At 71.3% G+C, this 12448-nt stretch carries 12 protein-coding genes; 6 read left to right on the forward strand and 6 right to left on the reverse strand.

Annotated features, from left to right (window positions below; translation table 11 throughout):
- Positions 1-89: 89 nt before the first annotated feature.
- From add to AB0I77_RS26175, 5 genes are all read right to left on the reverse strand, one after another.
- The gene (gene add, locus AB0I77_RS26155; protein WP_363285114.1) at positions 90-1178 is read right to left on the reverse strand and encodes an adenosine deaminase; all 1089 of its coding nucleotides are present in this window, start codon (positions 1176-1178) and stop codon (positions 90-92) included.
- Positions 1175-2281: an ABC transporter substrate-binding protein gene (locus AB0I77_RS26160; RefSeq protein WP_363285115.1), complete on the reverse strand. Its 1107-nt coding sequence runs from the start codon at positions 2279-2281 to the stop codon at positions 1175-1177. Before AB0I77_RS26160 ends, add begins: the two co-directional genes overlap by 4 nt.
- 103 nt (positions 2282-2384) lie before the next feature.
- Positions 2385-3284: an ABC transporter permease subunit gene (locus AB0I77_RS26165; protein ID WP_363285116.1), complete on the reverse strand. Its 900-nt coding sequence runs from the start codon at positions 3282-3284 to the stop codon at positions 2385-2387.
- Positions 3281-4027 carry an ABC transporter permease subunit gene (locus tag AB0I77_RS26170; RefSeq protein WP_363285117.1) on the reverse strand — a complete coding sequence of 249 codons (747 nt, stop codon included), beginning with the start codon at positions 4025-4027 and terminating at the stop codon, positions 3281-3283. The genes AB0I77_RS26165 and AB0I77_RS26170 overlap by 4 nt, the downstream gene beginning before the upstream one ends.
- Complete coding sequence (locus AB0I77_RS26175) at positions 4024-4842, reverse strand: ABC transporter ATP-binding protein (protein ID WP_363285118.1); 819 nt, start codon at positions 4840-4842, stop codon at positions 4024-4026. The genes AB0I77_RS26170 and AB0I77_RS26175 overlap by 4 nt, the downstream gene beginning before the upstream one ends.
- 121 nt (positions 4843-4963) lie before the next feature.
- Here AB0I77_RS26175 and AB0I77_RS26180 point away from each other — a divergent pair, with 121 nt between their 5' ends.
- On the forward strand, positions 4964-5572 hold the full coding sequence (locus tag AB0I77_RS26180; RefSeq protein WP_363285119.1) for a TetR/AcrR family transcriptional regulator: 609 nt from the start codon (positions 4964-4966) through the stop codon (positions 5570-5572).
- A gap of 80 nt (positions 5573-5652) precedes the next feature.
- On the opposite strand, the gene AB0I77_RS26185 is transcribed toward AB0I77_RS26180, so the two are convergent.
- Positions 5653-6513: a TauD/TfdA family dioxygenase gene (locus tag AB0I77_RS26185; protein WP_363285120.1), complete on the reverse strand. Its 861-nt coding sequence runs from the start codon at positions 6511-6513 to the stop codon at positions 5653-5655.
- Positions 6514-6795: 282 nt separating this feature from the next.
- On the opposite strand from AB0I77_RS26185, the gene AB0I77_RS26190 reads away from it, so the two are divergent.
- Genes AB0I77_RS26190 through AB0I77_RS26210 form a run of 5 tightly spaced genes read left to right on the forward strand, consistent with a single transcriptional unit; the run spans position 6796 to position 12397 of the window.
- Positions 6796-8097 (forward strand): extracellular solute-binding protein, encoded by a 1302-nt coding sequence (locus tag AB0I77_RS26190; protein ID WP_363285121.1) that lies wholly within the window; start codon positions 6796-6798, stop codon positions 8095-8097.
- A gap of 7 nt (positions 8098-8104) precedes the next feature.
- Complete coding sequence (locus AB0I77_RS26195) at positions 8105-9007, forward strand: sugar ABC transporter permease (protein ID WP_363285122.1); 903 nt, start codon at positions 8105-8107, stop codon at positions 9005-9007.
- Entirely contained in the window at positions 9004-9885 is an 882-nt protein-coding gene (locus tag AB0I77_RS26200; RefSeq protein ID WP_363285124.1) for a carbohydrate ABC transporter permease, read from the forward strand. Before AB0I77_RS26195 ends, AB0I77_RS26200 begins: the two co-directional genes overlap by 4 nt.
- Before the next feature lie 5 nt (positions 9886-9890).
- Positions 9891-11258 (forward strand): carboxylesterase family protein, encoded by a 1368-nt coding sequence (locus tag AB0I77_RS26205; protein WP_363285186.1) that lies wholly within the window; start codon positions 9891-9893, stop codon positions 11256-11258.
- Positions 11252-12397: an ROK family protein gene (locus AB0I77_RS26210; protein ID WP_363285125.1), complete on the forward strand. Its 1146-nt coding sequence runs from the start codon at positions 11252-11254 to the stop codon at positions 12395-12397. The genes AB0I77_RS26205 and AB0I77_RS26210 overlap by 7 nt, the downstream gene beginning before the upstream one ends.
- Positions 12398-12448: the final 51 nt, after the last annotated feature.

The raw sequence follows: 12448 nt of genomic DNA on the forward strand, positions 1-12448 counted from the left end.
GATCCGAAAGAGACGCCGTAGCTTCTGCCGCGAGCACGGCCTCGACACCTCGACGCCGGCCCGACCCATGGCCACGTACCCCTCTCCCCTCAGCCAGGTCCTTCCGTCAGCCAGGTCGCAACCCCAGCCACCCCCGCCCGAACCGTCTCCTCCGGAGCTCCCGACGCCTCCAGGGAACTGCGGGCCACCTGGGCCAAGGCGTCGTCGGACAGCCCCAGCACCGTACGGGCCGATGCGTACTCGTCGAGGAGGCCGGACCCGAAGAGCAGCGAGTCGTCGGCGGCGAGAGTGCAGCGGACACCGGCGTCGAGCAACCGCGGGAGAGGGTGGGCCGCGACGGAATCGACCACGCCCAGGCGGAAGTTGGACGTCGGGCAGACATCGAGCGTGACGCCCTCGGCGGCGAGACGCGTCACGAGAGCGGCGTCCTCGACCGCCCGTACGCCGTGCTGGACGCGCTGTGCGCCCAGCGCGTCCAGGGCGCCCCGCACACTCTCGGGACCGGCGAGTTCGCCGGCGTGCGGCGCCGCGATCAGCCCCGCCGCGCGGGCGAGCGCGAACGCCTCGGCGAACGGCTCGGGCGGATGCAGCGACTCGTCCGCGGCGAGCCCGAAGCCGACCACACCGCCCTGCGCCCGCGTGGCCGCGAGCCGCGCCAGGTCCACCGCCTCGCGCGGATCCTGGTGGCGCAGGGCGGTGACGAGGAGCCCGCAGCCGATGCCGGCCCGCTCCGCCGCGCCGAGCGCCTCGTCGAGCAGCAGATCGAGGACGTACGCCGAGCCGCGGCCGAAGAGCTGTCCGTACCGCACCGGGTTGACGGCCGGCTCCAGCCACACCGCTCCGTCCGCGGCGGCGTCCTCCACGACCTCGCGCACGACGCGTCGCAGGTCGTCCTCGCTCCGGATCAGCGACACCGCGTCGTCGTAGCGCAACCCGAACTCGCTGAAGCTGTCGTACGCCTCCATGTCCGGCACGGGCACGCCGGGCCGCCGCGCGAGACCGGCGAGGGTGGCGGGCCGCATGGAGCCCTCCAGGTGAAGGTGGAGATGCGCCTTCGGCAGCCGGAGGAGATCGCGCGGGGGTACGGGGTGCCCGGACGCGTCCGCCGCGCCGGCGGGGGCGCGGGCGGGCAGTGGCTCCGCCGCCCCCGCACCGGCAGTGATCGCCTCGGACGTCACACTGTCGCCTTCTTGCCGAACACCGCGTCCAGTACGGACTGGTCGACGATCTTCGCCGCGTCCGGCAGCTCCTTGACGCCGGCCGCCCGCAGCCCGTCGTACATGGCGCCGCCCAGCAGACTCGCGTCGATGCGCAGCAGACCCTTGCTCTTGGTCAACTCGCTCTGGGTGAAGGGGATCTGGAGCTCGTTCTCCCGGATCTGCTGTTTGAGGTCGAGGCCGAGGTCCATGCCGTAGTCGGTGACGGAGAGCTTGGCCGCCTCCTGAGGGTCCTTCGCGTTGTCCTGCCAGCCGCGAACGGTGGCCCGCATGAACCGTTCGAGGACGTCCGCCTTCCCGGTCAGCATGCTGCGCTTGCCGAACACGATCGAGGAGTACGAGGGCAGCCCGAGGTCGCTGTAGGTGACGACGTCGTAGTCCTTGCCCTTCTTCATCCCGTACTTGGTTTCCAGGGTGATCGGCTGGTTGGTGAGGAAGCAGGTGTATGCCTTGCCCTGCTTCTGTACGAGCGGGCTCACGTCGTACCCGACAGGCGTGAAGTCGTACGACTTCTTGAGCCCGGCGCTGGTGAGGATCGCGTCGATCAGGGGCTGGGTGCCCTGCTGGCCGAGGACCTTGGCGCCCAGCAGGTCCTTCGGCTCCTTCACCGGGTCGGACGCGAGGGAGAGCAGCCCGCCGGGGCTGGTCTGGAAGACGGCGCCGAGCAGGGAGAAGTCGTTGCCCTTGGGGATCGCCTGGAGCAGCGTCTGCATGTTGGCGTGCACCCCCAGGTCGGCGGAGCCCGCGGAGACGGACTGCGTGGGGTCGGGGGTGTTGGGGCCGCCCGCCTGGAACTGCACGGTGAGGTTCTCGTCGGCGTAGTAACCCTTGTGGTCGGCGAGCCAGAACCCCGCGAACTCGACGTTCTTGATCCAGCCGAGGGCGACCTTCACCGTCGTGGACTTGCTCTCGCCCGAACCGGACGAGGAAGCGGCGTCGGAGTCGCCGCCGCAGGCGCTGAGCAGGCCGCCGGCACCGAGGGCGAGCCCCGAGGCCCCCGCCGCACGCAGGAGGTTTCGACGGGAGAGCTGGGGCAGACGGGCGGGATCGGTGCGTGGTGCCACGGTGGTTCCTTCCACAGGTTCGCGACTTCGACGAGTGACACGGGGGACGAGTGACACGGGGAGGGGAGAGCGGGTACGGGCGTCGGCGGATGATGACGGTTGATCAGGTGAAGCGCGCCGTGCCGAGGCGTTCGGCGGCCCGGGCGCCGATGAAGCACAGGACGGACACCACGGTGGCGACCAGCGCCGTGCCCCAGGCCCGGGCCGGGTCCATGAAGGTCACGGACTGGGCGAAGAGCCGGCCGAGGCCGTGCGTGCCGAGCAGGTACTCGGCGAGCATCGCGGACAGGACCGCGGTGGACGCGGTGAGCCTGAGACCGACCAGGACGGCCGGTACGGCGTACGGCAGCAGGAGCAGCCGCAGCCGGGTGAGACGGGTGGCGGCGAGGACGGCGAAGACGTCCCGGGTGGCGGCGGGCGCGGCGCGCAGCCCCGAGCCGGCCATCACGAAGACCGGGAAGAAGGAGACGACGGTGGTGATGGTGAGCACCGCCGTGACACCGAACCCGACGACCCGGGCGATCACCGGGATCATCGCGACGACGGGGACCGAGCGCATGATCAGCGCCATGGGTGTCATCAGCCCCGACAGCAGGGGAGAGGCCCACACCAGGAGCGCCCCCGTGACCCCGAGGACCATGCCCAGCGCGAGGCCCACGGCGGCGTTGAGCAGCGTCCAGCCGAGGTCGGGCAGGTAGGCGCCCGGGTGGCCGAGGACGTCGCCGAAGACCGCGGCCGGGGTGGGCGCGACGATCTGGTTGAGCTGCTGCGTGCGCACCCACACGGCCCAGGCGACGACGAGGGCCAGCACCGTCCAGTAGCGGGACAGGAGCCGGGTCAAGGTGCGCAGGACGGCGCGCGCGGGCTGGTTCCCGCCGGCCTCGGCGCCAGGTGACGTCTTTTCACGTGTGTCGATCAGGTTTTTCCCCGTGCCGGTCGGGGGACGACGGCCCGCGCGTCCGCTCCCGTCGATCGCGCCCTCGCTCCTGCTCGTGCGGATCATGCGAACCTCCGGGCGGCCGCCAGACGCAGGCCGGCCAGGGCGGCGTACGCGGTGAGGGAGATGACGGCGGCGGACAGGGCAGCCGCCCACATCAGATCGGTCTGGAAGTTCTGCATCGCGCTGACCAGCAGGACACCCAGACCGCGCGGCGCGCCGAACCACTCGCCGACGACCGCGCCGAGCACCGCGGCCGGCGCGGCGAGCGCGAGCCCGTCGAGCAACAGCGGGACTGCGGCCGGGAGTTGAAGGCGCAGGAGGGTCACCCGCCGGGAAGACCCCAGCGCGTGGAAGACATCGCGGTGGGCGGCACTCGCCGCGCCCAGTCCGGAGGTGGCGGCCACGAACACCGCGAAGCCGGCGGCGAGCGCGGCGATGACCGCGGGCGTGCCTTCCCGGCCGACCGTGGTGATCAGCAGCGGGCCGAGCGCGATGAGCGGCACGGCGTGCACGACGGCCGCCAGCCGGTCGAGCCCCGGCTGCAACGGCGGCAGCAAGGCGCCGACCAGGGCGACGACGAGTGCCACGAGCGCGCCCGCGACGAAGCCGGTGCCCGCGGCGGTCGCGGTCGCGGCGAGTGCGCGGCCCAGCAGATCACGGGTGATCGGGTCGTCCAGCGCCGCGACCACCTCGGTCAGCGGCGGCCAGCTCTCACCGAGCAGGCCGAGCCGTCCGACCGCCTCCATGACCACGAGCAGCAGCAGCGTTCCGGCGACGGTGAGCACAGCGGAGCGGGCGCGGTTCACTCGGCCCCCTCGTCGAGCAGCGCGGTCAGCCGGTCGACGATGTCGTGGAACTCCGCGTCCCGCGTCAGCACCTTGTCGCGCGGACGCGGCAGGGTGATGTCCTCGACATGGCGTACGGTCCCGGGCCGGCCGGTGAGGACGACGACCCGGTCGGCGAGCAGCACGGCCTCGTCGACGTCGTGCGTCACCAGCAGCGTGGTGATGCGCTGGTCGGCCCAGATGCGGGCGAGCTCGAAGTTCATGCGACGCCGGGTCACCGCGTCCAGCGCCCCGAACGGCTCGTCGAGCAACAGGACTTCGGGCTTCAGCACCAGGGCCCGCGCGATGGCGACGCGCTGGCGCATACCGCCGGAGAGCTGCCGCGGCCGGGCATCGGCGAACCCGTCGAGACCGACGAGCCCCAGCAGTCCGTCGACCCGCTCGGCATCCACCGGCCGGCCCGCCACCCGGAAGGGCAGCGCGACATTGTCGTACGCACTCGCCCAGGGCAGCAGCGCGTGCTCCTGGAAGGCGATGCCCAGACGGTGGCCGCGGACCAGTTCGGCGGGGGCACCGCCGTTGACGCGCACCTCGCCGGACGTGGGGGTGTCCAGGCCCGCGATCATGCGCAGCACGGTGGACTTTCCGCAGCCCGACGGTCCCAGGAGTGCGACGAACTCGCCGTGGCCGACGGTGAGGTCCAGGGATTCGAGCGCGGTCACGGTACGTGACCGGCGGAGCCTGAACTCCTTGGTCACTCCCCGCAGCTCGAGCGCGGCGGGGGTGGACCGGGGCGGTGCTTCGGGAGGGGGCTCACTGACATCCGTGGTGGCCATGCAGACCCTCCTCGCTCATGAACCATTCGGTTCACCGACCGTAGGGCTGAGCCGTTTCCCCCGCGTTGCGGGAGCTGAGCAGCGCCGTTACGCCCTTGGCCCAGCGGATACAGTGCGGACCATGCCCCAGCCCCCGGAGGAGAACGAGCGCGAGCGGCTGCTGCGCCTGAGCGCCGACCACATCCTGGCGCACGGTATCGCCGGCCTGTCCCTGCGCGGCATCGGCCAGGCCGTCGGCAGCAACAACCGCATGCTGCTGTACTACTTCGGGTCGAAGGAGGAGCTGATCGCGGCGTCGCTCACCGAGGCGGGCAGCCGCTTTCCGCTCCTGGAACGGGCCTTCAGGCTGCTCGACGACCGCGACCAGCCCTTGCGCACCCGTCTGGAGACGGCCTGGGAGCTGATCTCCGCGGACGAGAACCTCCCCCTCCACCGCGTCTTCTTCGAAGCGCTGGGCCTGGCCGGCTATCAGCGCGGACGCTTCGACGCCTTCCTCGACTCCGTCGCCACGAACTGGCGAGGCCTCGTCGCGACCGCGCTGGGCGCCGAGGGCGTACCGGCGGACGCGGCGGACGACCTGGCGCGCGAGCTGGTCTCGCTCTGGCGCGGACTCCAGCTGGACCTGCTCAGCGCCGGGGACCGCGCGGCGACGCTGCGCGTGAACGCGGCGGCGGCCGTCTCCTTCGCGGCCAGGACCGAGGCCGCCGCGAGCAGCCGTTCACCCGGCTGACGGCGAGCGGGGCGTGTCCGCCGGCCCGTGGTCCGCCCGTATCCGCCGGCCCGTGGTCCCCCCGGGGCACGCGTCCGGTGTCACGCGCTCATACGGATCTTCGGCGTCTTGAGTACCTTCGGCATCTTCGGCACCACGATGTCGAGCGGGCCGTCCGGGATCGCGACCGCGTCCGTGGACCAGCCCCAGATCGAGCAGAGGCGGCGCGCGGGATCGCTGTGCCCGTCCCGGCCGTGCAGGACGCGGTAGTTGTCGAGGCAGATCATCTCGCCCGCCTCCACCCGGAACATCGGCCCGGTGTCGCGCGCCGTGACGACGGCCTCCTCCCACTTGCGCACGAAGGCCAGGTGCTCGTCCTCCAGAGGGCCCTCGACCGGAGCGAGATACGGGTGGTAGCGGCCCTGGAAGCGTCCGGACGGCACGGTCCGGGCGATCGGCGCGTACGTGTCCTGCGGGTAGTTGGGCTCGGAGTGGTCGATGTCGGTGGTGCGGCAGAACTCGGCCACGGCGGCCCACTCCGGGTCCGCGGCGAGCAGATCGAGCAGCCGGGAGGTGTCCACGAGGAAGGAGTCGCCGCCCCGGTCGGCCGGCCGCTCGCACCACAGGAAGAGGTGGTCGGGCGCGTAGTCGCCGAACGCGAAGCCGTCGTTGTGGGCGACCATGCGCTCCTCGGTCGGCGCGAAGCTGCGCTTGCGGCCACGGGAGTCGGCCGGCTGCTCGGCCACCTTCGCCGCCTCCTGCTCGCCGTGCGCCTTGGTGGCCTCGAACTGCGTACCTATGCGGACCGCCTTGTCGCCCATGACCTCACGGCCGTACGCGACGGCGGACCGCTCGTCGGCGAGTCCCGTCACGACGACCGCACCCTCGGCGGCGAGCACCTCGCGGGCCTCTTCGGCGCTGGACACCCGGCGTGGAATGAAGCTTGCGGAGCTGACGTCCATCGTTGACTCCTCGCGTTGAACCGATCGGTTCATACCAAGGTAGGGGAGCCGTGTTTCGACCGGGTGTCTCTTGCGGAACGGGCGCGGAATTCGCCGATCCGGCCGGGCGAACGGCGAGGTACGGCTGCCGCAAAGCAGGACGAATCGATTTCGCTACAAGTTCCGAAATTATTCGTGATGGGTCGGCCATGTGGCCGAAATGCATCCCTCATAACTTCGCCATCGGGTCCGCCGGACCGAAAACGCTACTTCCCCCGAAAACCCAGAACCCAGGAGCCCAAGGTGCCCAACCTCTCCAGACGCGGTGCCCTCAAGCTGACCGCCGGCGTGGCCGTCCTCGGCACCCTCGGCCTGACGGGCTGTGGGCGCGAGGGGGACACCGCCGCCGCGAAAGCCTCCGCCAAGCCCGTCGACGACTCCCCGGCCACCGGCACCCTGAACGTCTGGGCCGCCCAGGGCGACGCCGACGTGCTCGAAAAGGTCATCAAGCCCTTCAAGGCCGCGAACCCCGACGCCACCGTCAAGTTCACCCTGATCCCGAACGCCGAGTACTACACCAAGCTCCAGTCGGCGATCGCGGCGGGCAAGGGCCCCGATGTCGCCCAGTTCTTCCCCGAGTCGCAGGCGCAGTTCCTCGATCCGTCGATCCTCCAGGCCGTTCCGGACGGCCTCGTGAACCCGGACAGCTTCTTCAAGAGCCTGTGGGACGCGGGTGTGGCCGAGGACGTGGCCTACACGGTGCCCTGGTACGCCTACACCTACGCCCTCGTCTACCGCGCCGACCTCGCCAAGAAGGCGGGCGTCGAGGCGCCGGCCACCTGGGACGACATGGTGCCGTTCTTCAAGGCGCTCCAGCGCGCCGGCGCCAAGCACGCTCTCGGGGCCGACAACGGCTGGGACATCTTCAACGGCCAGGACATCGCGATGTACGCCTGGCAGGCCGGCGGCTCACTGCTCTCCTCCGGCGGGAAATGGACACTCGACACACCGGCGATGGTCGACGCGCTCAAGTACAACGCGTCGTTCTTCACCTCGGGCATCGCCGACACCGCCACCCCGACGTTCCTCGACGCCCAGCCGTACTTCGTCAGCGGCAAGACCGCCACGATGATCACCGGCCCATGGGTCGTCGGCCAGCTCGACACCGCCGCGAAGAAGGACGGCTGGACGGCGTCCCACGTCGCCACCGCACCGCTGCCGGCCGGGAAGTCGGGCAGTGTCTCCTTCTCCGCCGGCGGCAGCTGGGGCGTGCTCGCGGGCAGCGGCAGCACGGACGCGTCGTGGAAGCTCGTCCGGTACCTGTCGAAGCCGAGCACCCAGGTCGCGCAGTACCAGGCATACAGCTCACTTCCGGCGGTCATCTCCGCCTGGGACGCCCCCGCCATCAAGGACCAGCCGCTGCTCGACGCCTTCCTCACGCAGCTGAAGAACACCCGGACGTTCCCGCGGGTCAGCACCTGGCAGCAGGTCGCGACCCGGATGGGCAAGGAGATGGAGGCCGTGGCCAAGGGCACGGCGACCGCTGAGAAGGCCGCCGCGAACATCCAGTCGTACGCCGAGAGCCTCGGCACGGGTGCGAAGTGAGCCGCCCATGACCACCACGTCTGTTGTGGGCACCCGGCGGCGCGCCCGTCGCACGGCGGTCGCCTGGCTGTTCCTCGCCCCGTTCATGCTCGTGTTCCTGCTCTACACGGCGGTCCCCACCGTCGCCGCGCTCGGGTTCAGCCTCACCGACCTGCGGGGCCCGGATCTGCGGCATCCGCTCGCGGTCGACTTCACCGGCCTGGACAACTTCGTCCGGCTGCTGAAGGACGAGACCTTCCTGCGCGACATCCTGAACACCGCCCTGTTCGTGGCCGTCGGTGTGCCGCTGACCATGGGGATCGGCTTTTCGCTGGCCCTCGCACTGAACTCGGGCATCCGGCGCCTGCGCGGCACGTTCCGCACCCTCTTCTTCGCGCCGGTCGTCACGAACGTCGTCGCGGTCGCCTTCATCTGGCAGTACGCCTTCAACCCGAACGGCACCGTCAACAAGGTGCTCGGCGCCGTCGGCCTCGCCGGACCGAACTGGCTGGACGACCCGAACCTGGCCATGCCCGTGGTCATCCTGCTCGGAGTCTGGCGCAACTTCGGCATCGCGATGGTGCTGTTCCTCGCCGGCCTCCAGGCGATCCCGCAGGACGTGTACGAGGCCGCCTCCCTCGACGGGGCGGGACGGTGGCGGCAGTTGAGGCACATCACCCTGCCGCTGCTGCTGCCGACCACCCTGCTGGTGTCGGTGCTGCTGACCGTCTTCTACCTCCAGGTCTTCGAAGAGCCCTACCTGCTCACGGACGGCGGCCCGCTGGGCTCCACCGAATCCATGGCGCTGTACACCTACCACCAGTTCGGGGCCGGCGAGTTCGGCATGTCCTCGGCCGCGTCCTTCGTGACCCTCGTACTGGTGGCCCTGGTGAGTCTTGTCCAGTTCCGACTGCTGAGGCCCCGCGCATGACCGCACTCACCGCGTTGCGACACGCCGACACGGCCACCGACCGGGTCGCCCCGCGCCGCCGGTCCGTCGCCCGGCCGCTCCTGTACGGCGCACTGGTGCTGTGCGCGCTGCTCACGCTGCTGCCCTTCTTCTGGGTGATCAGCGGCTCGCTGCGCAGCCTGGACGAGATGCGCTCCGACCCCGGCGCCTGGCTGCCGCACCACGTCACCCTCGACAACTTCGTACGGCTGTTCAGGACCGCGGGTTTCGGCCGGTTCGCGATCAACAGCATCGTCGTCGCGGTCATCGTGGTCGCCGGCAACATCGTCGCGGCGTCGGCCGCAGGCTACGCGCTCGCGAAACTCGACTTCGCCGGCAAGCGGATCGCGTTCGGCGCGGTCATGGCGGCGATGATGGTGCCGTTCACAGCGGTGTTCGTCACGCAGTTCGTGATCACCGTCGACCTGGGGCTCGCGGACACCCTCACCGGGATCGCCCTGCCCGGCGTGGCGATGCCGATGTCCGTGTTCATCGTGCGGCAGTACGCCATGTCGATCCCCGACGAACTGCTGGAGGCGGCCCGGATCGACGGCGCGGGCGAGTTCCGGATCTTCTTCCGGATCTTCCTCCCGCTGGCCGGCCCCGCCGTCGCGACGATCACGATCATGTCGTTCCTCACCTCGTGGAACAACTTCATCTGGCCGCTCATCGTCGCCCAGAGCATGTCGACCTACACGCTGCCGGTGGGCCTCGCCGCCACCAGCCAGGCAGCCGCCCACGTCACGGACTACGGCCTCATGCTCGCCGGGGCGATCGTCGTGATGCTGCCGGTGCTGCTGCTCTTCCTGTTCCTCCAGCGCTACTTCGTGCAGGGCATCTCCGGAACGGGAATGCGGTGAGCGAGATGAACTCCCTCGACGCGCCAGGAGAGCCCGACGCCGTGCGCGCTCCGGCAGGCACGATCGTCGGCCGGCGCCACGCCCGGACACGGCGCTTCCTCGGCATCCCCTTCGCCGAACCACCCACCGGCGCACGGCGGTTCGCCGCGCCTGTCCCACGCGGCCGGTTCACGCAGCCGTACGACGCGTCCCGGCACGGCCCCACCGCGCAGCGCGTGCCGCTGTTCGCCACGACCACCGTGCCCGAGCCGTCGGTGCCGGGCGACGACGTGCTGAACCTCGGCATCGTCGCTCCGGCCGCGGACGAGGACCGCGCGCCGTGCCCGGTCCTCGTGTGGATCCACGGCGGCGGTTTCCTCGCGGGCAGCCCGGCCAGTCCCTGGTACGACGGGCGTGCCTTCGCCCGTGACGGGGTCGTCTGCGTCACCGTCGGCTACCGGCTCGGCGTCGACGGATTCGCCGTACTGGACGGCGTACCCACCAATCTCGGGCTGCGCGACCTGCTGCTCGCCCTCGACTGGGTGCGGGAGAACATCTCCGCTTTCGGCGGTGACCCGGACCGGGTCACGGTCGCCGGCCAGTCGGCCGGGGGAGCGGCGGTGCTCGCGCTGCTCTCGTCGCCCGCCGGATACGGCCGCTTCCAGCGGGCGGTCAGCCTGTCCGGCGGCTTCTTCGAAGCGGGCGCGGTAAGCGACTTTCTCGGGCGACTCGGGGACAGGCTCGGTGTTCCCGCGACGCGAGCCGGATTCGGTGGCCGCAGCGTGGCGGACGTCCAGCGGGCTGTCCTCGACCTGCGGGATGAAAGAGGCGACGACACGCTCGTGTTGGGCCCGTTCGTCGGAGACGACATCCTGCCGGTGCCGGTCGCCCAGGGACTCGCCGTGCGCGGGCACGACGTGCCTGTGCTGCTCGGCGCGACGGGGGACGAGTTCGACCGCGGTGCCATGGACGGCGCCGCCCGCGCGGCGGGATCACGCCTCACCGACACCCTGTTCCGCGCCGCCTGCCCGCGCACCGCGGAAGCCCGTCGCGCCGCCCGCGCCGGCACCTGGCTGTACTCCTTCGAATGGCCCTCGCCCGTGCTGGGCGGTGCCGCGCACTGTGTGGACATCCCGTACTTCTTCGATGTACTCGACGCACCAGGCGTCACCGAGGCGCTCGGACCGAACCCGCCGGCGGAACTGGCCACGCTGATGCACGCCGACCTGGTCAGGTTCGTCCGTGGCCGGGAGCCGGCCTGGGCGAGGGCGACCGGCGGGCTCGGCGATCCGGTGCGCGAGTACGGCCGACCCAGCGCGCCGCTCGTGGCCGACACCACGGGCGTGTTCGATCCCGTGGTACGACAGGTGTCCCGGGCGGCGAGGACATGCTGATGCCCGGGATGAACCAGAGCGGCGTCCGACGGGTCAACACCTCCGTCATCCTGCGCGCCCTGGCGGTGTCGGCCGAGCCGACGACGCTGACCGCGCTCGCCGAGCGGACCGGCCTCTCCCGCCGCACCATCGAGCTCATCCTGGACTCGCTCGTCGAGGCCGGCTGGGTGACCGAGCTGGACCGCATGCCGATCAGCGGGAGTGCCGGGCGCCCCGCCCGACGGTACGAGCTGAGAGCTGAACACGCCCTCCTAGCAGCCGTGTGCATCACCACCTCGGACGCCTCCGCGGTCGTCGCCGACGTCCGTGGTCGCATCCTCGGACGGGCACACGGGCCGCTGCGCGCCTACCAGGACCCGCAGGCCACCCTCGACGACGCGGCGGCGCTGGTCCTCCAGGCGCTGGACGACGCGGGCGGATCGGTGGACCGGCTGCGCGCCGGTGCGGTCGCGGGCGGCGGCGCGATCGACGACGACGGAGTGGTACGGCGCCTGGTCCACACCACCCGCTGGGAAGGCGTGCACCTGCCTGACGAACTCGCGCGGCGCATCCGGATGCCCTGGTTCGCGGACAACGACACCAACCTCGGTGCGCTCGCGGAGCGTTGGCGGGGGGTGGCCGGCGAACACGACAACGTCGTATGGGCGATACTCGGCAACCGCACCGGTCTGGGCATCCTCATACGGGGTGCCGTGCACCGGGGTCTCGACGGCGCCGCGGGCGAGATCGTCGAGGCGCGGTCGATACCGACCGGCTCGGTCGAGCACCACCCCGTGGCGTGGCTGTCCTCGCCGGAACCGGCCCAACGGACCGTGGCCCTCGCCCGTTTCGACGCGGCTCGCGCGGGCGACGCGACCGCGCTCGGCGAGGTCGACGAGTTCGTGGAGAACATCGCGTCGATCCTCACGATCCTGTCGTGGACGGTCGCACCCTCACTCATCGTGCTCGGCGGCGGTCTGGAGGACGCGGCCGATGTGCTGCTGCCCCGGGTACGCAAGGTGATGCGCGACGCCCGCACCCCCGCGATCGAGCTGCGCGCCACCGCCCTGGGCGGCGACGCCCCACTCATCGGCGCGGTCAAGCTGGCCCTCGACCGCATGGACACCGAGCTGTTCGGCCCGCTGGTCCCGAGCGCGTGACCGCACCCCCACGCTTTCCCCCCGCACCCGTGGCCCAACACATGGAGTCTC

The organism is Streptomyces sp. NPDC050619 (genome assembly GCF_040654815.1).
Lineage (GTDB): Bacteria > Actinomycetota > Actinomycetes > Streptomycetales > Streptomycetaceae > Streptomyces.

What these genes read in the sequence shown, in the direction of transcription:
- AB0I77_RS26165 (WP_363285116.1), bottom strand. Translation starts at nt 3,284, where the DNA reads ATGATCCGCACGAGCAGGAGCGAGGGCGCGATCGACGGGAGCGGACGC.
- AB0I77_RS26175 (WP_363285118.1), bottom strand. Translation starts at nt 4,842, where the DNA reads ATGGCCACCACGGATGTCAGTGAGCCCCCTCCCGAAGCACCGCCCCGG.
- AB0I77_RS26180 (WP_363285119.1), top strand. Translation starts at nt 4,964, where the DNA reads ATGCCCCAGCCCCCGGAGGAGAACGAGCGCGAGCGGCTGCTGCGCCTG.
- AB0I77_RS26185 (WP_363285120.1), bottom strand. Translation starts at nt 6,513, where the DNA reads ATGGACGTCAGCTCCGCAAGCTTCATTCCACGCCGGGTGTCCAGCGCC.
- AB0I77_RS26195 (WP_363285122.1), top strand. Translation starts at nt 8,105, where the DNA reads ATGACCACCACGTCTGTTGTGGGCACCCGGCGGCGCGCCCGTCGCACG.
- AB0I77_RS26200 (WP_363285124.1), top strand. Translation starts at nt 9,004, where the DNA reads ATGACCGCACTCACCGCGTTGCGACACGCCGACACGGCCACCGACCGG.
- AB0I77_RS26205 (WP_363285186.1), top strand. Translation starts at nt 9,891, where the DNA reads ATGAACTCCCTCGACGCGCCAGGAGAGCCCGACGCCGTGCGCGCTCCG.
- AB0I77_RS26210 (WP_363285125.1), top strand. Translation starts at nt 11,252, where the DNA reads ATGCTGATGCCCGGGATGAACCAGAGCGGCGTCCGACGGGTCAACACC.